Here is a 22923-nt window from a genome sequence, read left to right as displayed (position 1 = left end):
CTCGGAAATGCCGGAACGGCGCTTCGCTTGGTCCGGCCTACTTTGGGCATCACCATCGCACCACCCCTTCGTGATTCCAAACAACCTGGTCAATGGGTTCCAATCGACGTGTTGGTCGCCTTCGCCAAGTCCTTCAATCAATGGCTTCGCGGCGCAGTGGGTCACGCGTGTACCTTGATGCACCATGTGCGAGCAACCTGCTCGCGACGACAGCCAGAACTCCTCGTTCCAAGACGACAGCGATGAATCTCTACCAAACGCTCATCCGCCCGTTGCTCTTTTCACTCGACGCCGAAACAGCCCATCACTTGACAGTGGAAGGGTGCCGATGGATGAGCGTCTTGCCCGGGGTTACCAACGTCGCACGACGATGCCTGGAGTCTCACGATCCCATGCTAAAGACCGAAATTGCCGGGCTCCAATTCGACAATCCCATCGGGCTGGCGGCCGGGTGGGACAAGAATGGACGTGCGCTGCGAATGTTGGACGCCCTGGGATTCGGGTTTGTCGAGATCGGTTCCATCTCGGCGAGAGAGTCGAAAGGGAACCCCAAGCCACGACTGTTTCGGCTACCACAGGACCGCGCCGTGATCGTGAACTATGGCCTGCCCAACGATGGCGCCGAAATCGTTGCCTCCCGCCTGGGATCGCACCGTGGTCGTCTTCCGCTTGGTGTCAATCTCGTCAAGACCAATGACGGTGCAAACGCACCAGCCTGCAGCGATGAACAGATCCTCAGCGACTACGAATTCAGCGCACGCCAACTTCATCCTCATGCGGATTACCTGATGTTCAATCTCAGTTGCCCGAACGCTCAAGGCGGCAAGAGCTTCTTCTCCGAACCTGCCAATGTCGGACGTTTGCTCGAACGTTTGGTTCCGCTGCAAATCCAATCCCCAGTCTTTCTCAAGATAGCCCCCAACGCTGACCCCAGTCATCTGGAGAATTTGCTCACTCAGTGCGAACGCTTCGACTTCGTACGTGGTTTCTGTTTCAACCTGCCCTCCAGCAAGCCGTCGCTTTCGATTGCACCGGAGCACCTGATCGACAAGCCTGGTGCCGTGGCAGGCCGTCCCGTGGCCGCATTGATCAACGATTGCATCTCAGAGTTGTACCGCCGAATGGATCGCGATCGATACGTTGTCATCGGAGCCGGAGGTGTCTTCACCGCGCAAGACGCGTACGACAAAATTCGTCTCGGTGCTTCGCTGGTTCAGGTTTACACCTCCATGATCTACGAAGGCCCCAGCGTCGTGAAACGCATCTGCACGGGTTTGGCGGAGTCACTCAAACGCGATGGTTTCCAGCATGTGAGCGAGGCTGTCGGGAGCGCGCACAGGTGAACAGCACCCTGCTCGATCACTTATCATCTAGATCTGCAGCGTCGAATCAAATCGCATCACTTGGAGCAACCTTCGAAATGACGAACCACCCCAACCGACCCGCAAACGAACGGGCACATGCGTCCCGCAGAGGGTTCATCAAGACAACATCCGGACTCGTGGCCGCCAGTGCTGCGGTATCACCAGTCCATGGATGGTCCGCGGACACGGCGGATGGTTCCCCGCGAGTGCTGATCATCGTTGGCCCCAGCGGCCATCCGCCGGGCACGCACGAGGTCGCTGCCGGGGGTCGGCTGATGAAACACGCCCTCGAACAGATGGAAAATCTGTCTGGGATTCAGGCGGACGTGGTCGAGGGCTGGCCCGATCAGTCGCTTCGCGATGCCGCATCAACGGTTGTCTTCATCGGGGATCTGTTCCCGCCCAACCGCCTCCCCAACCCACAGCAGAACCTCGCGGACCTGGACGAAATGATGCAGCGTGGCGTGGGCATCGCATGCATTCATTATGCGACGGGCTTGCTAGGCGAGGATGTCACGCCGGATGGCGACCACCCGCTGTTGCAATGGATGGGCGGTTACTTCGCCAACCGTTCCTGCCCTCACCACGAATCCTTTGCCCGAGTCTTCCCCCAAGCAACCATCACTCCCGCGGAGACCGATCATCCGGTCACACGAGGCTGGAAAGAATTCACCCTTCGCGAAGAGCCCTACTTCAACAACTACTTCGGTGCCGAGGGAAACCAACTTGCCCCGCAGGCAACCGTGCTGGCGACCTCGATGTTGCCACCGGAAGCGCCCAAACGAGAAACGGTCGCGTGGTGCATCGAAAGAGAGGACACCGGCCGGGGATTCGGCATCGTGATGCCGCACTACTACAAAAACTGGCGAGACGAAGACCTGCGACGACTGATCCTCAACGGAATCGTCTGGAGTGCCAAGGTCGAGGTTCCGGCGGAAGGCGTGAAAACCAAGTCGCCAAACCTAGCCGACTTCGACCCGAGGTCGGTTTAGCCTCGATGATGTGACGGTTCAACAGAACTGCATGCGAAAGCAGTCACCAAGTCCTCGATTGAAGTAGGCCGGACCAAGGAGCAACGCGACGCCGTTCCGGCAACACACCACAACGAACCGCTCTGGATTGCCGGAACAGCGCTCCGCTTGGTCCGGCCTACTTTGGGCAGCACCATCGCCTGCAAACGGAATGGCAACATCGGGCTTTCTCGAGTCACTAGCCGAGCGCGGGCTCAACTGCGAACGGGACCGCGGTCCCGTTGGCGGTCCCATTCCTGCTCGTACCGACGCATTCACAGCCAGCGGCGCACAAAAAAACCTGGGAGATTTTGGTCAGTACGACGCAAAATGCCCAGGTAATGTTGTCTCAGCTCCCCCGGCAGGACTCGAACCTGCGACAAGGCGGTTAACAGCCGCCTGCTCTACCAACTGAGCTACAGGGGATTCCGAGTCGTTTCCGACTCGTGTGGGGCGAATGTTAGCTGGTGCCCGGCGGCGATTCAAGGCGGGTTTTCTCTGGATTTTTATTCCGGGCGGATTCGTTTTGACGCCGCCCGCCTATCCGGCCTCCCAAAACTGCTAACGTGGACAAACGTTCGCCCCCGAACTTGCCCTCCCAACGGTTCGCTCCCGCTTTCCACGGCTCGGCCATGCGTTCTGATTCGCACCCCAACCCAGACCGCTCCCCCGCCCCTGACAACGGCCCCGGTGCGGAAAAACGGGCCCAGCGGCGGTGGCAACGGCTGCTGCATCTGCTGCCCGACCTGGCCCAGCAATGGACTCCGCCCACCTTCGACGCCTGCTGCCGAAACCTCCACCGGGGACCTCACCCGGTCTTGGCCCCCATCTGCAGCCGGTTGGGGCACAGCCCCGTCCGACACCGCGAAATGGCCCGGCAACTGGCAGCTTCCATGATGGACGCTCGCGAGCACCGCGAACACGTGGTGACGATCCAGAAGTCGGCGGCGGAACCCTGGGTCACTCAAGCGGCCAAGACGTTCGACCTGCCGCTGGTTCGCTGGGACGTCACCCAACTGGCCTCGCCCGAACAACTCGGCTCGCTGCCACCCAACATCGCCTTCCACAAGATCGCCCAACATCGGGATGAGTGGATCATCGCGGTGGCGGACCGCGTCGATGTGCTGCACCTTCGTCGCAGTGGGAAGATCGAGCAGGCGGTCCTGCGTCGCTTGGAGGTCGATCCGTTTGGTGTTCGAGTCGCCATGGACGATCCCAAGGCAGCCGAACGCTTGCTGGAAGCCGGGGCATTGGGAAGGTTCTTGCCTCGATCGTCCTCCCCTGCTTCGAATGAGCCGGTGCTGCGTCGACAGCCAAGTGCCCCCACTGTGTCTCCGATGCCATCCGTGTTCGAACAAGACGAATGGTTGGTTCACTGCACTCGGCGGTGCGACGGGCCTTGGCCGGGCCAGTCGTGGCCTCAGTACTGCGACGAGATGTTGCTGGGGTCCGACGAAGCGGCTTCGCGAGCAACGTTGCATTCGCTGCGACGCATCGTGCGGATGCGGCGCTTGGTGGCGGGAGCGACGACCTCCAAGAACGACCACCGCGTGGTTTGTCTCTCCGCCGTGCCGTTACCGGATCTGTTGCGGCGGCGAACATTTCGGCCCCATGTCTCGCGGTGGGACTACGAACCGTTTGGAATCGCGATTCGGCGATCGGCCGCGACCGCCATGGGAGTGCGACCGGTCGTCTACGGCCCGGCGTCAACGCGTGATGGCTTGCCTGCCGAGGAACGGTATCGCTACCAGGCGGAGGGCCGTGATCAAGGCTGGACCACCGAGAAAGAATGGCGGTCACTCGGTGATGTGGATCTGGACTCGCTGGAGGCCCACGACGTCTGCCTGTTTGTCCCGGGTGCGATTCACGCTCGGGTCATCGCGGAAGTGAACCATCGAGGCTGGCCGATTTGCCAGGTCGAGCCGTGGCTGCAACCTTCCGTTTAATATGCCAACGTCGGCTGCTGCCCGTTGACCGTCCGCGTGCGGTAGATCTGGCGAGCCGGTGAGCTGTGACGGTTTTGCGCGGTGCGGGCTGCCACGGTCGAGGTTTGCCCGCGACCTCTGTCGCTGATGATCGTTTCGCCTTCGTGAAGGATCACGCCATCGGAAGAGTGACCATACGATCCACCCGAGCAGGAGTCACACCCGCCGGAGCAGGAACCGGCAGCACTCGAGCAGGAATCACATCCGCCACAGCCATCGCATCCACCCAGATCAGCAGGCGGGAAAAAGGGTCGACCGCCCGCACAGCTGTCGCATCCGGTGCTGCAACCGTCGTCGCACTTGTATCCCCAGATGCTCTTGATGCCGGAGAAGACCGCTCGGCACTTGCCACAGGATTGGCCGTTGTAGTTGCCGCACGAGTCACACGGGTCGTAGCAGTCCGCGGGTTCATTGATCCACGGGTCGATGTACAGCTCGCCGCATCCGTCGCAGGATCCGCAACCGCCGCAGGAGTCACCGCAGGCCCCGCTGTCGCAACCGACGCCGGGACCACAGGGGCCGCAAGCGTTCCACATGGGACCGACACATCCGGTCGACATCAGCAAACAGACCAGCGTCAACACGACAGCACAGGAGGATTTCATCGGGACGATCCGTGTCTCGAACAGGTGGGAGGACAAACGAACGATTCACTCGACTTGAATGAATCGCCTTGCTTCGTCATCGGCACCTCAGCCGGCAAACTCCACCCAAATTGAATGGGGAGCGGGGGTAAAATTCGAAAGCAGCAGGAAAAAAGGGTCAAGTTGGTGAGTGGGGGCCTGCGGTTGCGGCGGATTTCCATCGGGGTGTGGCTGACGGCCGGGGAGCCCATCGCACGGGGAGTGTCCCCGAGGATCATTTGACGGCGGCAACCAACTGTCGTCGCTCCGCGACTTGAGGGCTTGTGTGCAGCAGGCGGATGACCTTGGGTTGAAAACCCAAGGCTCTCGGCTGCCGTCGCTCCACGACTGGTCGTGCGCGTCGGCGGGATCCAACAACCGCGGAGCGGTGACAGGTGTCAGCCTCGGGTTTTCAACCCGAGGTCTCGGTTGCAAACCCGCGTCCTCCAAGCCGCGGAGCGGCGACAGGTGCGGTCCGAATTCTTGGCGAATCCGGCGACGGATGAGGGAGGCGTCAGTTTCTGCGCCGGGGGTCGCGTAATGAAGGGGAAACAACGAGGCACGGATGGGGGCGGGGCTCGACGCAACATTTGAGACAAATGTTCTACTCTAGTCTTGCTGACGCGGCGGGCTGAGACGAAATGGAGAACAGCGATAGCGGATCTTGCATCCATTCGCCGATGGCCGTAGGGCCCGGTTCTCGTCTCGCGAATCAGGATGATGTCGACGGAAGGCGACCAACTGTCGTCGCTCCGCGACTTGAGGGCTTGTGTGCAGCAGGCGGATGACCTTGGGTTGAAAACCCAAGGCTCTCGGCTGCCGTCGCTCCACGACTGGTCGTCTGCGTCGGCGAGATCCAACAACCGCGGAGCGGTGACAGTTGTCAGCCTCGAGTTTTCAACCCGAGGTCTCGGTTGCAAACCCGCGTCCTCCAAGCCGCGGAGCGGCGACAGGTGCGGTCCAAATTCTGGCGAATCCGGCGACGGATGAAGGAGGCCTCAGTTTCTGCGCCGGGGGTCGCGTGGTGAAGGGGAAACAACGAGGCACGGGTGAGGACGTGGCTCGACGGAACATTTGAGACAAATGTTCTACTCTGGTCGTGCTGACGCGGCGGGCTGAGACGAAATGGAGAACAGCGATAGCGGATCTTGCATCCATTCGCCGATGGCCGTCAGGCCAGGTTCTCGTCTAGCGAATCAGGATGATGTCGACGGAAGGCGACCAACTGCCGTCGCTCCGCGACTTGAGGCGCGTGTGTGGTAGGCGGATGACCTTGGGTTGAAAACCCAAGGCTCTCGGCTGCCGTCGCTCCACGACTGGTCGTGCGCGTCGGCGGGATCCAACAACCGCGGAGCGGTGACAGGTGTCAGCCTCGGGTTTTCAACCCGAGGTCTCGGTTGCAAACCCGCGTCCTCCAAGCCGCGGAGCGGCGACAGGTGCGGTCCGAATTCTGGCGAATCCGGCGACGGTTAGCGGATGGGCGGGACTCAGCCTGGTGGCCAGGTCATTTTGCGGCCGCCGAGCAAGTGAAAGTGGACGTGCGGGACTTCTTGCCCACCATCGGCTCCGGTGTTGACGACCAACCGATATCCATCGCCCAATCCTTCGTCCGCCGCGACCTTGGACGCGACGACCACGCAGCGGCCCATCACCTCCTGGTCCTCGTCCGTCAAATCCGCCAGCGATTCGATCTCGCGTTTGGGGATGACCAAGATGTGAGTCGGAGCTTTCGGGGCGATGTCACGAAACGCCAAGCACAGATCGTCTTCGTAGACGATGTCGGCTGGGATTTCTTTGGCGATGATTTTCGAAAAGATGGATGGCATGTTGTGCTTCGAACGGAGGTCGCGGGCGCGTCAAATTGATGCCCAACAAGAGGCGTCGAGTGAATTTAGGTTATCTTCGCTGTGTTGGAATTTCTAGATGATCGCGGACGAAGAGCTGCCCCATGAGCGAAACCAGACGTCAACGTTTGCAAGCCGTGCTGTACCCGCTGGCTTACCACGCCCAGTTTCGCCAGAGCGAATTGCCGGATTTGGTCGAGGAAACCCAGGCCGCCTTTGTCACCCGAACCATCAATGCGGTGGTCCGAGCCGGTGTGCTGGAACGCGTTCATTCCGACGATGAACTTCACTACACCTGGGCCTCCCCTGACCCGATCCATTTGATCGACCGCTGGATCCAAGATCAGATTCACGGCGATCAAGTCAAAGAGCGTCCGGAAGAAGAACGACCGCGAGAACGTTTGCTGCGAGAGGGTGCGGCGTCGCTTTCCAACGCAGACCTGCTGGCGATTTTGATTCGCGTGGGTGTGGTCGGTGAATCGGCCACGACGGGAGGCACGAAACTGGCCAACCACTTCGACGAGGAACTCGACGCGATTCGCGAACAGAGCGTTTCGGAATTGCGACACATCACCAAAGCGGTGACGAAGGCCAGCTACTGCCAGATCATGGCCGGGATTGAACTGGGCCGCCGCGCGACCGAAGCGGCTCGCGAACGTCCGGTGCAGATCGTCAAAATCACAAGCACCACAGAAGCGACCGAGTACTGCGCGCAGAAGTTCGCTTACCTGGCCGGCGATGCGGTGCAGGAAGAGTTCCACATTGTGACGCTCGACACCAAACACAAACCGATTCGAACGCATCGGATCACAGTTGGAACGCTGGACAGTTCGCTGGTGCATCCTCGCGAAGTGTTCCGGCCGGCGATCCGTGACGCGGCGGCAGCGGTGTTGTTGGTGCACAATCATCCGTCAGGTGATCCCACACCAAGCCGTGAAGATCACGCGGTGACAGAGCGATTGACAGAGGCTGGCAAGCTGATCGGCATCACGGTGCTGGACCACATCGTGGTCGCCAAAGAACGCTGCTTGAGTTTGCGAGAATGCTGATCGCAGCCGGATTCACCAGACTTCGGTCGGTGTGACGCAAATCTGAAATCTGGCGATTCCAGCTACGGTGATGCGGGTCGCTACCCCAGTTAGCCGATGGCCGTTAGGCCCGGTTCTGTGACGGTAAAACCGAGGCTAACGCCTAAACGGCTCAATCAATCAAAAGCACACAACGCCGCGGGTTGCGATGACGACCGAACTTGTTCGGAACCAGACGGCAACGTGGACATCTGAAATCTGGCGATTCCAGCTACGGTTATGCGGGTCGCTGCCCCAGTTAGCCGATGGCCGTTAGGCCCGGTTCTGTGACGGTGGAACCGAGGCTAATGCCTAAACGGCTCAATCAGTCAAAGCACATAACGCCGCGGGTTGTGATGCGAATTTGCTCCGTTCAGATGAACGACGCGACTGGCATGACCAGGATCTTGCCATCGCCGATGCGGCCGGTGCGAGTGACCGCGACGATCTTGTCGAGGACCTCTTCGAGACGCAGGTCATCGACCCAGAGTGTGATCTCGACCTTGGGCACAAAGGCCTCGGAGTACTCGGTGTCTTGGTATTGATCGAGGTAGCTTTTTTGGCGACCGTAGCCTTTGACCTCCATCACGCTCAACCCTTCCAGCGGAGCCCGACGAAGGGCGGCGAGAACGTTCTCGGCCAGATGCGGTGAAACGACGGTGACGACTTGTTTCATGATCGCATCCGGCATTCAGAAGGGTTTGACACGACAGCTCAGCTCATCATCCGGCGGTGGGCTGATGTTTCTTGGCCAACAGTTCGGCGATTTGAACCGCGTTGGTCGCGGCACCTTTGCGAAGGTTGTCACTGACACACCAAAACGCGATTCCGTTGTCGGAACTGATGTCTTGGCGGATTCGACCGATGAAGACATCGTCCTTGCCATCGCAATCACGCGGCATGGGATAGGACTGGGAATTCAGGTCATCGACCACGGTGATTCCGTCGGCGGCTTCCCACAGCTCGCGAGCCTTTTCGGCGGTGATCGGCTCACGGGTTTCGACCAAAATCGATTCACTGTGCCCGATCGCAACCGGAACACGAACGGCGGTTGGGCAGACCTGAATGGAATCGTCACCGAGAATCTTTTGGGTCTCGTGCACCATCTTCATCTCTTCGCTGGTGTAGCCGAGATGCTTTTCCGAACCGATCTGCGGGATCAGGTTGAACCCGATCGGATGCTGGAATGTTTCCGGTGAATGAGCTTGTCCGTCGAGGCTGGCGCGTGTGCTGGATTCCAGTTCGACGTTGCCGGCCAAGCCAGCCCCGCTGGTCGCTTGATAGGTGCTGACGATGACCCGGCGGATGCCCACGGCTTTGTGCAGGGGCGCCAGTGCAACAACCATTTGAGTCGTGCTGCAGTTGGGGCTGGCAATGACACCTTGGTGACCATCGACCGCTTCAGGGTTCACTTCAGGAACGATCAACGGCACGGTCGGGTCCATCCGCCAATAGGCACTCTCGTCGACCACAATCGCGCCGGCTTTGACCGCCCAAGGCGTGAACTCAGCGGAGACTTCGTCGGGGGTGCTGGCGATGACCAGATCAACGCCTTCGAAGGCGGACGGTTCCATCAATTCCACCGTCAGCATTTCATCGCCGAAACGAACCTGGGTGCCGGCGCTGCGAGCCGAGGCGAGCAATCGCAGTTTCCGCATCGGGAACTTGCGAGCGTGGAGCTGGTCCAGAACGATTCGGCCGACGGCACCGGTGGCACCGACGAGGGCAACGCAATCAAACATGAGTTGTCAGGAGACGGAGAAACAAAGTGGGGAGGGGAAACGGGGGTTCAGTTTGGTCTTTCCAGACGCAAACGCAACGGGAAACACCGCATCCCCTCTTGAAAAAGTCGGAACGGAAGTCCGGACGTTGCCAATCGCCCCGGGCGTTCGCCTGGGCTGCTAAGCAGGTCGGCAGGAATGATCAAGCACAACCATGTGAGCCGTTTGGGCGTTCGCCCCGGTTGTGCGTGAAAACCGTGGCTAACGCCAACGGCTCACATACCCGATGACACCTGCGTACCTGCTTACATGGAAGTGTTGACGCCCCGATAGCGGATGCAATTCTTCTTCCCGGACAGCACCGGAGGTTGTGCAGTTTTTTAAGCGTCGTGCTCGCAATGCCCTGAGAACCCCGCCCGCTAGAGAGATCGTGCAGTTTTACTTCACCCTTCCTTTTGGAGGGTGGGCCCGCTTCGGGCCGGGGAGGGTTACGCGCTGGATCCAATGCTGAGCCCTCCCCTCGCTTCGCTCGACCCTCCCAGGGGGAGGGTGATGACAGTCGCTCTCCCCAAACTTCGTTTCGGGAGAGGTGTGACATTTCGAAAAGCAAATCCATCACCCGAGATGCGATGACGACGGACTTGGAAGTCCGTCGTACGAGTTCGGTTTGCCCTCGTCGGCTTAGCGGCGAGCCATCCGGCGGGCGATCGCTTCGCGGGACAGCGGCATGATCTTGGCAGCCCCGCCGGTGTTGTAGAGCAGATCGTCGCGGCTGGGTTTGGATTCCGCATCGTCGTACTGAACCAGGAACGCACCGACTTGGACGCCCGCTTCGTGGTAGACGGGTGGCCAGAATTCTTCGCCACGGATCGCCAACGTCTTGGCCAGCAAGCGAGTCGCTCGGCCGGAGAAACCGCTGAGCACCATGTCCAAGCGACCGAGAGCTTCGTGGAACAGGTAGAACACCAGGGCGGTGTCTTTGCCTTGTCCGCCCGCGTACTCCCACGTGCCATCGTCTTTTTCGTAGTAGAAGCCTGGTTCAGGAGCGTCCATGTTCTTGCTCAACCGCATCCCAGCCGAAGCGGCACCAGGTTTCGGGTCGTTGTCCCGATAGCGAAGGAAGAACGGGCAACTGCGTGCCGACACGTCATCGACGTCGTCTTCGGTCACAAACGGTGTGCACCCAAACGCGTCGGAGAACAGCAATTCAACGACGGGGTTGCTCTTCACGCTGCCGATGCAAACCATCCCGCGGTCACCTTGGGCTTCGGTGAAACCTTCGAAAACCTCGGTCGCACGCGAGCGAGCGTCTTCCAAGGTGACTTGGCCGGGGCTCCACACCAACGATTGTTGGATCCGGTCGGGCATGGGCACCGAAGTCGTGGCGTTCGTCTCGGTTCCTTCGCCGATGTGTTTGGCCACACCGCCCAAGGTCGAGATCCCGTTGAGCAGTTCGCCGACCAGCACCGAGTCACTGGCAACGACCATTGCGTTTTCGGGGGAGACGCTGCCTTCGCCTTGCCGAACACCGACGACAATCTCGATGTCACTGCGGCGAGCCAGTTGTTCCCAGAAGTTTTCTGCGTTGACGGCGAACAGGGCGCCGGGCAACTGATCCGCGGTCGCGTGCCCTTGATCGATCAGGTAATCGCACAACCGCGACAGGGCATCCAGCGGGATGTACTTGGCTTCGTTCTTCAGCAGCGAAGCCACCTGGTGTCGATCCAATCCGGTGTGCTCGACGATCGCTTTGATCGTACCGGGGCGTTTGCGCCGATCAGGTGTGTGCCCGAGCAGTTCTGCGAGCCGAAAAGCGTATCTCATGGCCGATTTGGAATAGGTGGAAAAGGTTGAGGTTGAAATCCGTGCCGCGCCAGACTGAAAACGGTGTCAATCTCACGAATCGCCGTCTGTATCTTGCCCCAATGCAGCAGGATCGGAAAGTCGACTGAAAGTGATCGACAACAAATCTAAGATCTTGGAACAGCGAGCTGCCCGGTTGATCTGCTTCTTTGATACATCCCCAATATGTTCACAATGATCGTTCACCGAAAACAAATCTCGAACAAAACAGCCCGGTGTATTCAGGCAGATGCCCGCGAAATCGTTGCAAACGAACGAAGCCACCCCGAATGGAGCGTTTCACCTCACCCAATCAAGGCTGAGAAACCGAACTTTCTTCGTCGCAAATAACATACACCTTTCAACCGAGCAAATGTTTTGTTGGGAGTGATCGATGGTTCCAAGATGCCCGGATCGCCGATCAAATAGAATGAGAGTGTTTCGAAGAGGCCCGTTTCGAGCGTCTGCGTTCTCGTCGCCAGCGGCAGCTTGCGACGTTTGATTGATTCCTTTTTGGATAGACCGCGTGTCCGTCGTTTCGTCCCCCCGCAGCTCTGATTCGCGAACGCCCTCGACCGACCCCAAATCTCGGGCGTCCTCGGGGACAGCGAAACCGGCGTACGACGCCTTGATCCAGTCGCGAATCGAGGTGGCTCGGTCCGCGCTCTGGCGAGCCGAACTGACACGTCAAATCCTGCGCGGTGTTTTGGTGGGCATGGCCGCGATGCTGGGCTGGATCGTGATGGACCAGTGGATTTGGTCGCCAGGAACGATCGGCCGAGTGGTGGTCGCTTCCATCGCGGTCGCCGCCGCCGTCGTCCACGCCCTGCGTTCGGTTTGGCCCGTGCTGCGATCTTCGGTTCGAGCCGACTACGCCGCCCGTGCTCTGGAACGAGACCATCCCGAACTGGGACACGCTCTTTCCAGCTACGTCACACTGACAGCTCAAGATTCCGCGGGGGATTCCGCCTTCAAAGGCCAGCTTTCCAAACGCGTGGTTCAGTCCATCGGCGCGACCACCGCTGCGAAGCTGCGCTCGATCGATGCGTTGCCCGAGGAAGCCACCGGGCTGCTGCGTTGGTGGATCGCCACGATCGCGTTGCTGGCCGTGTTGGTGATCTATGCCATCGCCTCTCCCAAAAACGCATTGCAATCGGCCGCCAGACTGATGGCTCCCGCTGCCGACATTCGGCCAGCCAATCGAGTCCAGATCACAGACGTTCAACCAGGCGACGCAGAAGTCCTGGCCGGACGAACGGTGATGGTTGCTGCGACCGTCCGTGGCCTGCGAGACGACGAAACGGTCGAGTTCCGCTGGCTGAACTCGGACGAATCCACCACCACGTCTGGCGACCGCGTTTCCGGCCAACGCGTCACCAAGATGCAAATGGACGAATCCACTGCCACCCGATCGACCGTCGCTCACACCGCATCGATCCGTGTTTCGCATCAGGCCACCGGTGTCCAACGTTATGAGATTGTGGCTGGGGATGCGGTGGCCGGACCGTTTGAGTGGACCATTCGTGACACGCCCGTCGTCAGCGTCACCGAAGTCCAATACCAACCACCGGCGTACACCGGAGAAACCACCCGCGTTCGACGCAGTGGTTCGATTCGAGGCGTCGATGGAACGCGCGTGATCTTGCGAGCCCGAGTCAATCGCCCGGTCGCTCGGGCCGTGGTCGAGTTCAATCCCAAACGAATGGGGCAGGAGACTCGGGCCACCGCGGGCGTTCGCGAGATGACGCTGAGTGAGGATGGCTCGTCGCTGGAGTTGCCGTTTGATCTGCGCAGTGGCGAAGCGGCCACGCGTGCCGTTGAACTGACCAGCTACCGGATTCGCGTTTGGGACCAAGCCGAACAATCCAACTCCGACCCGATCATCTATCCGATCGAAGTGATCCGTGATCTGCCGCCGGAGATCACGATCGTGGTGCCCCGTCGATCGCCCAAACAAGTTCCGCTGGACGCTCAACAACTGTTTGAGATCCACGCTGCGGACGTGGACTTTGGGTTGTCTGAAATTGAAATCGAAATCCGGCGTGGCATCGATGTGATCGCTCGCGCTTCGCTGTGGAAGAACGAGGCCGGTGCGAAGGGCAACCAAATCGCCGAGTATCGCTTCCGCCCATCGCGAATGATTCTGACAAACGCCGGTCGCCGTGGTGCACGCTCATCACGTTTGATGGTCGGTGACGAAGTGGAAGTCGTCGCGATCGCCACCGACAATCGACGCGACGCCAACAACCCCAGCATCCAACCTGGTGTCACACGCACCGAACCGGTGCGTCTGCAGATCGTCGCGGGACGCACCCCCGATCCTCCAACCCCGGAAGAACAAGACGACAACGACGGGCAAACCCCTGACGATGGCAGCTCACCGGATGGTTCTGGCCCCGGCGAAGAAGGCCAATCAGGAGGCGGCGGTGGAAACGGCGAGAGTGGGCAATCCGAACAAGGTGGCCAGGGCGGTGAAGGACAAAGTGGCTCCGGCGAATCCGACTCGGAACCAACCGGCGAAAACGAAACCAGTGGCGAGTCCGACGGCAACTCATCCGGCAATGACTCTTCAGGTGGTGACTCCGACCCCGGCGATCCATCCGATTCCAACAGTGGGAACAACAACGCCGACTCGGGCAGCAGCGACGGCTCGGAACCCGGTGACGCATCAACCGGCAACGCAGGTGAAGGTTCGAGCGATCCCAATGCGATGTCGGAAGGCCCGAATGAATCAACCGGAACCGAACAGGGTGCCGGTGAACAGGGTGCCAATGCATCCGGCAACGACGAAGCCGGCCAATCCGGCGACGCTCAACAACCGGCCGAAGGTTCTCCGTCAGGCAACCAAGCCCCAGGTCAACCAGACTCATCGGGATCGCCCGAATCTGGACGCGACCAAGACGGATCCCGCGACACTGCGGGAAATCCAGAAGGCTCGCAGGAGTCCAGTGGTTCACGCGTGCCGCAGTCCGCCCCACAAGATGACGCGGAAGCTTTCGAGCGCATCAACGAATACTTGAAAGAACAACAAGAGAACCAACAACAACCGGGAAACGCTGGCCAGCAATCCTCCGGTGAACAGCAGCCAAACGAGAACCAAGAGGGATCTGACTCCGATTCACAATCCAACGACTCCAACGCGAATGATTCCAACGAACCAGGATCCAAGCCAAACGGTTCGGACCAATCGAGTGGCGATCCATCCGGCGACACCCCATCCAACGACAACGGCTCTGGTGAAAATGCATCTGGAGACAATCAACCCGGGGACGGTTCTCAGTCGCAGGATCCTTCCTCGGATGGCTCACCGTCAGGCGATGGGTCAGCAGGAGAAGAATCGCCAGGGACCGAATCGGGAAAACCTGGAACCGAGTCGGGAGAACCTGGTTCAGAATCGTCCGACTCGCAAATGGGAAAGCCCGGAGAACAAGCCGGCGATCCCGGGCAACCTCAAGACGGCTCGCCCTCTTCCGACGAGGGCGATGCCTCGGGTGAACCATCCGAATCGGGCTCTTCCAAATCGAGCTCGCCAAGTCCTGGCAACCAAGACTCCTCCGCTGGCGATGGCTCGGAACCTGGCGATAGCTCGGAACAAGGTGCCCCGAATGAACAAGGTGCCCCGAATGAATCAGGCGGCGACCAAGACTCATCCAACCCGGGCAACTCCGAGGCTTCCTCCGAAGCGTCCCCTGGCGGTTCTGAAACAGCCGGGTCTGAAACCGCGGGGTCGCAAGCCGGCGATTCCTCCAACTTCACTGGGAATTCCACGGCCAGCGGAAACCTCCCCGGCAACGGTGAATCCAACACGGAGCTACCTCCAGCCGATCCCGCTGATTTGGAATACACCAAGCGTGCGACCGACATGGCGCTCGATTACCTTGACGAAACCCGGCAGGACCCGGACCCGAACTTGCTCGACCGTTTGAAATGGACGCCGGAAGACTTGCAGCGTTTTCGCGAACGCTGGCAGAACGTCAAACCGATCGATCAACCGGGCGCGAATCCCAACTTGGACCGCTCCGACGTGGAAGAAGCCCTGCGAAGTTTGGGTCTGCGCGCACCGCAGTCCATGCGTTCCCAATCCACACCTGGCCAACAAGATGGCTTGCGTGGCCTGCAAGACAGCGGCAACCGCCGACAGGCTCCCGCCGCCGTCCGCGATGCCTTCGAAGCATTCCGTCGCGGTTGGAGACCAACAGGAGCGTCCAACTGAATCCGGCGTGAACGCCATTCAGTTCACCGTCACTCAGAAATCACTGCCAGGTCACCGTCCGGCTATACTCACGGACCCAAGTTTTGTCGCGGCGAGTCTCGCCCGAACAACTCACGCTGCACACGATTGCAGTGTTCTCCTGACAGGATTCAGTGATGGCGTTCCAAGTGACGGGCAAGCGAACGCGGACAATCCCGGTTGAGATGAAGGCCTTGTTGATCGCCGAAAAGGAACGGGGTGCTCGAGATTGCTTTTTACACTCCTACTTTTTGTTGGTCCCACTGAGCGAGTTCCCTTGAGCTTGCCTCCGCCCGCATTGCGCTCGACATTTTCATTCCATCCGCTCTCGCTCTCAAACGATTCTCTCATCGATGTCAGAAAATCCTTACGCTGCCGGCAACGTGTCCGACACCTCGTTCAGCCCTGGCACGGGAGGCCTCCCACCTGAGGTTGTCAAAAAGGTGGAAGCGATCATCAAGGACGCCCGGCAATTTTGGCTGGCGATTGTGCTGTGCTTTTTCTGCAGTGGCATCGGTTTGGTCATCATCTTCCCCTGGTATTTGTTCCGTCTTTTCCAGTGGCGTTCCCTTGCCCAACAACACCCATTCCTCACCGAACCGAATGCTCCCACGGGAAGTCTTCCCAAACGTTTTCAGTCCGCCAAGCTCAAATTCATCCTTGGAATCGTGTTCGGTTTGTTGACCTTTGGATTGCTGGTTGGTTTGCTGATGCCGGCCATCAACGCGGCTCGCGAAGCAGCGGAAGCTGCCAACCAACGCTAGGACAACCGGGGCGCCCCAAGCATTGAAACATCGCGAGAATCGCGTCCCTGGTTGCTTTGTGCGCGCGCCGCCGTCATCATCGGTGCCTGGATCATGGTTTCCGCAAGGGCACACAATCGATGCTGGCACGGCTCAAAACATTCACGTTGCTCGGCATCGAGGCGATGCCTGTTGATGTCGAAGTCGACATCTCTCCGGCCGCGATGCCCAAGACGATCTTGGTGGGTCTGCCGGAAGCGGCTGTCAAAGAATCGACCCACCGCGTCGAACGCGCGATCGTCAACAGTGGTTTCATCCGCCCGCAAGATCGCGTGGTCATCAACCTGGCCCCCGGTGATCTCCCCAAACAAGCACCCTCGTTCGACTTGCCGGTCGCACTGGGTGTCCTGGCGGGCAGCGGTCAATTGGTCCTCGATCGTTTGGAAGACTACGCCGTGGTCGGGGAACTGGCCCTGGAAGGCATCACCCGCCCGGTCAAAGGCGCCCTGTCGATCGCGATCGAGGCCGCCAAGGACAAATCACTGAAGGGTTTGGTCGTGCCCACCGAATCGGCCGCCGAAGCCGCGGTGGTCGAAGACCTGGAGGTGATCGCGGTCGACAGTCTGTCCCAGTGCGTCGCCTTCTTTGCCGGTGAGATCGAGGTGCCGCCCGTACCCAGCGGCGTCGAAGAAATCTTTGAAGCCTTCAGCGAATACGAAGTCGACTTCGCCGATGTCCGCGGCCAAGAGTCAGCCAAGCGAGCGATGACGATCGCCGCGGCCGGCCGCCATAATTTGTTGATGATCGGACCTCCTGGCAGCGGGAAAACCATGTTGGCGAAACGCATGCCAACCATCCTGCCTCCGCTGGTGCCCGCCGAATCGATCGAAACCACTCGCATTTACAGCGCCGTGGGGCAATTGCCTTCCAAACAACCGTTGCTGGCGCGTCGACCGTTCCGCAGCCCTCACCACACGATCAGTGACGCCGGTTTGGTCGGCGGAGGCAGCCCACCCGCACCGGGTGAAATCAGCAAGGCTCACAACGGCATCCTGTTCTTGGACGAGCTGCCGGAATTCAATCGCAAGACCCTCGAAGTCATGCGGCAACCGCTCGAAGACGGTGTCGTGACGATCTCACGAGCCCTGCGGAGCACGACCTTTCCCGCGGACTTCATGTTGATCGCGGCCGCCAACCCCTGCCCGTGTGGGTATCGCTCGGATCCTCGACGAAGTTGCAACTGCACACCGCCTCAGATCGAACGTTACATGGGCAAGATCTCCGGTCCACTGCTGGACCGGGTCGACATTCACATCGAGGTCCCCGCGGTTCCCTTTGAAGAATTGACGGCTCGTGATGCGTCGAGCGAGACCAGCGCGATGATGCGTGACTCCGTCATGCGGGCTCGGGATGTGCAAGCCGAACGATTCGAGGGCAGCCCGATCCGTTACAACGCTCAGATGAGCAGCCGACAAACACGGCAGCATTGTGAACTGAGCACCGCCAGTAAAACGCTGCTCAAAGCCGGCGTGGAGTCACTGGGCCTGTCCGCGCGAGCTCACGACAAGATTTTGCGTGTCGCCAGAACGATCGCCGACTTGGCGGGCGAGCCCGCGATCAGCGAAGAACACCTCGCCGAAGCCATCGGCTACCGAAACCTCGACGCCGACCTCTGGGTGTAGGGCTGGCTTGGCGCGTCGCGTGAAGACGGATGCCGCCGCTCCGCGGCTGTTGCTTTGTCTTTTCCGCCCCCCAGACCTTGGGTTGAAACCCAAGGCTCGCGGACGTCACCGCTCCGCGGTTCGGTCGAACAACACATCCACGCAAGAGTCACGGAGTGACGGCAGCCGACCAGCCTTGGGTTTCAACCCAAGGTCCCAAGACGCCACACCCAACCAACCAGTCACGGAGTGACGGCCCCGTCCGGGGCGACATGGTAAGGGGCCATCAACGATCTCGGGGCTTCCGCCCCGAGCTAACGATGTCGGCCCCTCCGGGGCGAAGTTGCCTGCATGGTGATGGATGGCACCATCCGGCGATCAGGGCAGACCAGTCTCAATGCAAAGAAGCCAGGTTCCGGCAACCAGCCTTCAGGACGCTTTTGCGACGGGCGTGGTCGCTTGCACGGCAACGTTGTTGTCGATTCGCCAGAGGACACCGGCTTGGCGAATCGTGGGCACCAGCTGCTGCCTCAAATCCGAACTCGGCAGCGTGCCGCCCAATACGATCTTCGATTCGTGGACGGTGACTTTCAACTTGCTCGCATAGCGGCCGAGCGATTCGTGTTCCTGGAACATGCCCTCGATGCGCTGCAGCGTGCGCTGAACCTGACACTCGGACTGGGTCGCTTCCAACAGTTGGCTCATGACTTCGGTTCCCCTGGGTGGGATGGATCAGTGAACGCAGGATTTTTCACCCGTTCAAAATCGACATGACAACTCTGCAGCCCAATTCGTGTGCACGACGAGCAACCGGGCCAACAACGGATTGAATGCAGAGAATGGTCTCCCCAAACGCAATCTTCGTACCACTTGTTCCGCTTATCCGGGGCTATCGCTGCGTCGGCCGATTGTTCAGCGAAGAGAGGTCACCGGGCAAAACCTTGAACGTTGGCATCGAGAGGATCTCCATCGTTTTCAGTCGCATCGTCGCGTGGCCGACTTCGAGATTCAGGCCTGGTTTGCCGAGCGCCGTCGTTTGCTGCAATCGAGCCGGACGCGTGGGGGCCCCAAACACAGTGAACAAGTCCTTGGCCGCGGCGTAACCGCAGCGGTCCGCGGTCACGGTGAACGCGGAATTCTCGGTGCGAGTTCGGAACAACACCCCGCCCGAAGCCTGGATCTCCCACGCGGTCGTGGTCGCGCCCATCGTGCGTTGCCGGAATGGAACGCTGGGATCAACCGCGATTCGCAACGCATCGCAATCCAAGGTGGATTCGCCTTCGGACAACAGATCCATTCGACTGGCGTCCATCAAAGTCTCAAAGTCCGGCAGGTTTTGCTGGGCCACTCGCACGCCGCGACGAAACGTCAATGTCTTGGCCAACAAGTCGCCCTGCATCGATTCTTGGAAGATCAGGTGCACGCCCATGATCGTCGGCTCGGGGCTTTCTCCCGCTCGCGGGCCGGCTGCGTTCGGGTCCTCGATCATGCCGGGGTTCCAAGCGGACGATCGCGAATCGGGTGCACCGGTTGGTGAACCCACCGCGTTGCTCGCAGAATTGGAATTGGCCGGCGCATTGTTGGTCAACAAATTGCCACCTTTCGCGTTCCGCAACCAAGCTCGATAGGAACCGGGGCCCGGCGCGATGATCATTCCCGAGGCACCCTCCCTGGTCGAAACCGGGGCGACGCCAGCGGAATCCTGGACCGCAGGGTTGGCCTCCGCATCTGGCAACCACGCGAGCCGAGACGTTTGCAGATGATGCCGCGACTCATGCACACCATCGCGAGCGAACTGGTCCACGGTCAACTCGACCGGTTGTGATCCCGTTTGCACCAAAGCGATTTCGGCGATGCCGGACTTTTTGAAACTGGCGGGCGTTCGCAGGTGGATCGGGTCGGTCAGCGTCCACCTGAGCTGATCGCCACGCATCTGAATTTCGTTGGTCGATTCGTCTTGGGTGATCACGGTGTCCAGCACCACACCGCCCGCCAAAGTGGCGACCTTGCCGTCGAATGTCAGTGAACCACCAAAGCGACAACGTGGGGGTCGCGACCACCGCGCCGTCGATTGAGATGGATTGCGAGACGCAACCGAAAGTGCTGGCAACATGTGCGACGGAAGGACGAACTGCCCGGCATCGTTGACCCACACGAAGTTGTCTTCCGGTCGGACTTGGATTTGTGGACCGATGAAATAACCGTCTCCCATCTGAAGTCGTGCAGGAGCGTTGGGCGTGCCAGTCAGTTCCATCACATCGCTGGCACCCCCATCACGAAAACGCAGTTTCTCTCCCGTCAGGGTTGCCAACATGGTCGCTGGAACGGTGCCCGCACCGCTGCCATGGATCGGTGCCTTCGCGGCCCGAGTTTTCATGGGATGAGTGACTTCGACACTGCCCGTCACGCTGAGGTCGGTTGCTGTCAGGTCCCCGCCGTCCATCGACAATGTCGCGGCCACCATGTCACCGCGAATCGTCGCTGGCTGAGATGCATTTGGATTCGATTGATCACGAACGACGGTGTTGGACGAATCGGGTTGCCGGACCCAATTGCGAATGGGATCGTCACTCCCTTGTTTCTCGCGTCCACTCTCGGCTTCTTTTCCATGTTGAAAGAAAAGATGCATGCGGTTCGTCCGAGCTTGCAAGGACGATGAATTGATTTGCACGTTGCCGATGGCCGCCAAACTTTCCGGCAACCATTTCTGGTTCAACGAGCCCTCCGAATCCTGGGAATTCCCCAGGCGTTGCGGCTTGCCATCGGCAACAGGACTCAGGATGCCTTCCACGCGGTCCGCCAGAAACGATCCACCATCCGCCAACATCGCGTGCAGTTGGCCTTCGCACCAAACCGCGAAGTTGACCTGCATTTGATCGGGGGTCGCAATGCCTTGCGGTTCGATTTGCAAACCGTCTTGCCACGCGAACGACCGCATCGCGGAATCCGCGGCGTGGTGAAACACCCGTCCGCTACCTTCCACCGTGATGGTTCCCAATTGCTTGGGCTCGGCAGGATTGAATCGATACCGGATCTGCGACAGAAAGCCTTCCAAGTCGCCACGTTGCAGTCGCACGTAGTCTCGGTTGGGATCATTGGCCGTCGCACTGTTTGGCTGTGCCACACCAGCGACATCGGCGGCGGAAACCGGGTCCGCGATCAGCCAACCTTCCACCGGATCGAACAAGACCCGACCGGCAGTCATCCCAAACGCTTGTGACCGAATGTCCATTTGCACGGGAGACCCTGTCGCTTCGACGCGATCGATCCAATCCATTGCGTCATCACGGCGTAACTTCGAGTTCAGTGGATCACGCAGCGTCATCACCAACGAGTCACATCGGAAGCGATCGATCCAATCTTCTCGCGGTGGCGAAATTTGGTTGGCGGTTTCGATGGCCGACGCGGGCAATCGCATCAGTTCCACGTTTTGATTCAGACTCAATTGATCGAGAGCAAAGTCATACTGAATCATGTTGCCACAGCGGACTTCGACCACGCCCTTCGGGTCGTCTTGTGACGGGTCGTTTGGGTCATCCAGCGGCAGCGATAGTTTCTGCAGGTACACCAGCTCCATGCGGTCCAAGGTGCCGGTGACGTCATTGGATCGGCCCGCGGACGCAGCCAAGTGCAAGGTCAGGACACGCCCGATCATCGTGGCCCGTCCGACCTGCATGTGAATGGGGTCGTTGGTCCAAATCGTGCGGCGATCGATGCCGACGTTGGAAGTCCGAATGTGCAGCACAGAATCCGCTGCGTCCTTGGGATTCGGTGGTTCGGGGGTGATCCCACGCACCTGGTAGGCCGATGAAGCGATTTCGGCCGCGTCGCCAGTCGGCTGAGTCGATCGCTGAATGATCACTTCGCCGCGAAGTTGGCCACGCTCGATCGAAGGTGCGACACCGCTCATCACATCCAACGGGGCATCAAATTTGATCGACGCACCTTCGGAGGCGGTGATCAAGATCGGCTCTTTCGAACCCTCCTCACTCAGCCCGCGACCGATGACGATCGTGATCGGTTTGAGTTCCCACGTCTGACCGTCTTTTTGGGTGCATTCTTGGCACAGCAGCATCCCATCGTCTGTTTTCAAACGAATCGTGCGACCGCGTTGCCAATCCGTGTCCGCAAACAAGTCATCCAAGTTGCCATCGCCACCACTCACTTTGGTTGGAGCGACGGGCGCAGCGACGATTTCGGGCGGCGTCAGCCATGCCGCCACGGTGACTTGATAGAGACCAGCCGCTGCCACCAACACACACAGGCCGACCAAGTAGTCGCGCAACTGCGTCAGCATGGAGGGTCTTTCGAAAGGGACGGCCAAGTGTTCCCAGCACGCATCAAACGCTCAATCAATTCACGCACCGCACCCGTTCCACCTGGCAGACGGGTGATCCAGTGCGCAGCTTCGCGAGCATCGATGGCGGCATCGTCCGGTGCGGCAGCCAATCCCACACGACGCATCACCGTGATGTCAGGAACGTCATCGCCGATGTAACAGACCTCTTCCGGGGTGACCTTCATCGCCGACATCATCTCGGTCGCGGATTGCCATTTGTCGCTGGAATTTTGCACCACATGCTGGATGCCCAATTCCTTCGCTCGACGCGTCAAGGCGTCGCTGTGACGAGCCGTGATGATTCCGAAATGCAGTCCCGCGTTCATCCAGGCTTTGATGCCATACCCGTCGCGAACATGAAACGTTTTTGTTTCCGCGCCGGTGGAGTCGTAATACAGTTTTCCATCACTCAACACGCCATCGACGTCAGACAAAATGCATTTGATTTTGCCGGCGATGTCACGATCTGAAATCATGGGATGGCGGGAGGACA

Annotated in this window: 15 protein-coding genes and 1 tRNA gene; 7 read left to right on the top strand and 9 right to left on the bottom strand. The window is 59.8% G+C overall.

Annotation, left to right across the window (positions count from 1 at the left end):
• Window positions 1-242 precede the first annotated feature (242 nt).
• Window positions 243-1343, top strand: coding sequence for a quinone-dependent dihydroorotate dehydrogenase (locus tag PSR62_RS04175; RefSeq protein WP_274406559.1), 1101 nt, complete (start codon window positions 243-245; stop codon window positions 1341-1343).
• Between the two features lie 77 nt (window positions 1344-1420).
• The gene (locus PSR62_RS04170; protein WP_443217359.1) at window positions 1421-2356 is read left to right on the top strand and encodes a ThuA domain-containing protein; all 936 of its coding nucleotides are present in this window, start codon (window positions 1421-1423) and stop codon (window positions 2354-2356) included.
• Between the two features lie 371 nt (window positions 2357-2727).
• Here the strand turns inward: PSR62_RS04170 and PSR62_RS04165 are convergent.
• Window positions 2728-2800 (bottom strand) — tRNA-Asn (locus PSR62_RS04165).
• A gap of 206 nt (window positions 2801-3006) precedes the next feature.
• Between PSR62_RS04165 and PSR62_RS04160 the strand changes: the two genes are divergently transcribed.
• Window positions 3007-4320, top strand: a complete 1314-nt coding sequence (locus PSR62_RS04160; protein WP_274406557.1) for a hypothetical protein — start codon at window positions 3007-3009, stop codon at window positions 4318-4320.
• Here PSR62_RS04160 and PSR62_RS04155 read toward each other — a convergent pair.
• On the bottom strand, window positions 4317-4964 hold the full coding sequence (locus PSR62_RS04155; RefSeq protein ID WP_274406556.1) for a hypothetical protein: 648 nt from the start codon (window positions 4962-4964) through the stop codon (window positions 4317-4319). The genes PSR62_RS04160 and PSR62_RS04155 overlap by 4 nt on opposite strands.
• Window positions 4965-6469: 1505 nt before the next feature.
• Window positions 6470-6808, bottom strand: coding sequence for a histidine triad nucleotide-binding protein (locus PSR62_RS04150; RefSeq protein WP_274406555.1), 339 nt, complete (start codon window positions 6806-6808; stop codon window positions 6470-6472).
• A gap of 122 nt (window positions 6809-6930) precedes the next feature.
• Here PSR62_RS04150 and radC point away from each other — a divergent pair, with 122 nt between their 5' ends.
• Window positions 6931-7875, top strand: coding sequence for a RadC family protein (gene radC / locus PSR62_RS04145; protein ID WP_274406554.1), 945 nt, complete (start codon window positions 6931-6933; stop codon window positions 7873-7875).
• A gap of 391 nt (window positions 7876-8266) precedes the next feature.
• Here the strand turns inward: radC and PSR62_RS04140 are convergent, their stop codons facing one another.
• The 3 genes from PSR62_RS04140 to PSR62_RS04130 all read right to left on the bottom strand — a co-directional run bounded on the left by PSR62_RS04140 (window position 8267) and on the right by PSR62_RS04130 (window position 11438).
• The gene (locus tag PSR62_RS04140) at window positions 8267-8584 is read right to left on the bottom strand and encodes a P-II family nitrogen regulator (protein ID WP_007327966.1); all 318 of its coding nucleotides are present in this window, start codon (window positions 8582-8584) and stop codon (window positions 8267-8269) included.
• Between the two features lie 31 nt (window positions 8585-8615).
• The gene (locus tag PSR62_RS04135) at window positions 8616-9635 is read right to left on the bottom strand and encodes an aspartate-semialdehyde dehydrogenase (RefSeq protein ID WP_274406553.1); all 1020 of its coding nucleotides are present in this window, start codon (window positions 9633-9635) and stop codon (window positions 8616-8618) included.
• Between the two features lie 660 nt (window positions 9636-10295).
• Window positions 10296-11438: a helix-turn-helix domain-containing protein gene (locus PSR62_RS04130; protein ID WP_047814553.1), complete on the bottom strand. Its 1143-nt coding sequence runs from the start codon at window positions 11436-11438 to the stop codon at window positions 10296-10298.
• A 646-nt stretch (window positions 11439-12084) separates the two neighbouring features.
• On the opposite strand from PSR62_RS04130, the gene PSR62_RS04125 reads away from it, so the two are divergent.
• The 3 genes from PSR62_RS04125 to PSR62_RS04115 all read left to right on the top strand — a co-directional run bounded on the left by PSR62_RS04125 (window position 12085) and on the right by PSR62_RS04115 (window position 18112).
• Window positions 12085-15669 carry a circumsporozoite protein- membrane associated protein gene (locus PSR62_RS04125; protein ID WP_274408330.1) on the top strand — a complete coding sequence of 1195 codons (3585 nt, stop codon included), beginning with the start codon at window positions 12085-12087 and terminating at the stop codon, window positions 15667-15669.
• A gap of 371 nt (window positions 15670-16040) precedes the next feature.
• Window positions 16041-16451 (top strand): hypothetical protein, encoded by a 411-nt coding sequence (locus tag PSR62_RS04120; RefSeq protein ID WP_274406552.1) that lies wholly within the window; start codon window positions 16041-16043, stop codon window positions 16449-16451.
• 119 nt (window positions 16452-16570) lie between these two features.
• Window positions 16571-18112, top strand: coding sequence for a YifB family Mg chelatase-like AAA ATPase (locus PSR62_RS04115; RefSeq protein ID WP_274406551.1), 1542 nt, complete (start codon window positions 16571-16573; stop codon window positions 18110-18112).
• A 408-nt stretch (window positions 18113-18520) separates the two neighbouring features.
• Here PSR62_RS04115 and PSR62_RS04110 read toward each other — a convergent pair whose 3' ends face one another.
• From PSR62_RS04110 to PSR62_RS04100, 3 genes are all read right to left on the bottom strand, one after another.
• A complete protein-coding gene (locus PSR62_RS04110) occupies window positions 18521-18796 on the bottom strand; it encodes a hypothetical protein (RefSeq protein WP_274406550.1) in 276 nt (91 codons plus the stop codon).
• Between the two features lie 184 nt (window positions 18797-18980).
• Entirely contained in the window at window positions 18981-22388 is a 3408-nt protein-coding gene (locus tag PSR62_RS04105) for a hypothetical protein (RefSeq protein ID WP_274406549.1), read from the bottom strand.
• Window positions 22382-22906: a KdsC family phosphatase gene (locus PSR62_RS04100; RefSeq protein ID WP_274406548.1), complete on the bottom strand. Its 525-nt coding sequence runs from the start codon at window positions 22904-22906 to the stop codon at window positions 22382-22384. The genes PSR62_RS04105 and PSR62_RS04100 overlap by 7 nt, the downstream gene beginning before the upstream one ends.
• Window positions 22907-22923: the final 17 nt, after the last annotated feature.

It is taken from the genome of Rhodopirellula sp. P2 (genome assembly GCF_028768465.1).
Lineage (GTDB): Bacteria > Planctomycetota > Planctomycetia > Pirellulales > Pirellulaceae > Rhodopirellula.
The sequence above is the reverse complement of the archived record's forward strand: the minus strand, read 5'-3'. Positions and strand labels throughout refer to the sequence as shown.

What these genes read in the sequence shown, in the direction of transcription:
- PSR62_RS04175 (WP_274406559.1), top strand. Translation starts at nt 243, where the DNA reads ATGAATCTCTACCAAACGCTCATCCGCCCGTTGCTCTTTTCACTCGAC.
- PSR62_RS04170 (WP_443217359.1), top strand. Translation starts at nt 1,421, where the DNA reads ATGACGAACCACCCCAACCGACCCGCAAACGAACGGGCACATGCGTCC.
- PSR62_RS04160 (WP_274406557.1), top strand. Translation starts at nt 3,007, where the DNA reads ATGCGTTCTGATTCGCACCCCAACCCAGACCGCTCCCCCGCCCCTGAC.
- PSR62_RS04155 (WP_274406556.1), bottom strand. Translation starts at nt 4,964, where the DNA reads ATGAAATCCTCCTGTGCTGTCGTGTTGACGCTGGTCTGTTTGCTGATG.
- PSR62_RS04150 (WP_274406555.1), bottom strand. Translation starts at nt 6,808, where the DNA reads ATGCCATCCATCTTTTCGAAAATCATCGCCAAAGAAATCCCAGCCGAC.
- radC (WP_274406554.1), top strand. Translation starts at nt 6,931, where the DNA reads ATGAGCGAAACCAGACGTCAACGTTTGCAAGCCGTGCTGTACCCGCTG.
- PSR62_RS04140 (WP_007327966.1), bottom strand. Translation starts at nt 8,584, where the DNA reads ATGCCGGATGCGATCATGAAACAAGTCGTCACCGTCGTTTCACCGCAT.
- PSR62_RS04135 (WP_274406553.1), bottom strand. Translation starts at nt 9,635, where the DNA reads ATGTTTGATTGCGTTGCCCTCGTCGGTGCCACCGGTGCCGTCGGCCGA.
- PSR62_RS04130 (WP_047814553.1), bottom strand. Translation starts at nt 11,438, where the DNA reads ATGAGATACGCTTTTCGGCTCGCAGAACTGCTCGGGCACACACCTGAT.
- PSR62_RS04120 (WP_274406552.1), top strand. Translation starts at nt 16,041, where the DNA reads ATGTCAGAAAATCCTTACGCTGCCGGCAACGTGTCCGACACCTCGTTC.
- PSR62_RS04115 (WP_274406551.1), top strand. Translation starts at nt 16,571, where the DNA reads ATGCTGGCACGGCTCAAAACATTCACGTTGCTCGGCATCGAGGCGATG.
- PSR62_RS04110 (WP_274406550.1), bottom strand. Translation starts at nt 18,796, where the DNA reads ATGAGCCAACTGTTGGAAGCGACCCAGTCCGAGTGTCAGGTTCAGCGC.
- PSR62_RS04105 (WP_274406549.1), bottom strand. Translation starts at nt 22,388, where the DNA reads ATGCTGACGCAGTTGCGCGACTACTTGGTCGGCCTGTGTGTGTTGGTG.
- PSR62_RS04100 (WP_274406548.1), bottom strand. Translation starts at nt 22,906, where the DNA reads ATGATTTCAGATCGTGACATCGCCGGCAAAATCAAATGCATTTTGTCT.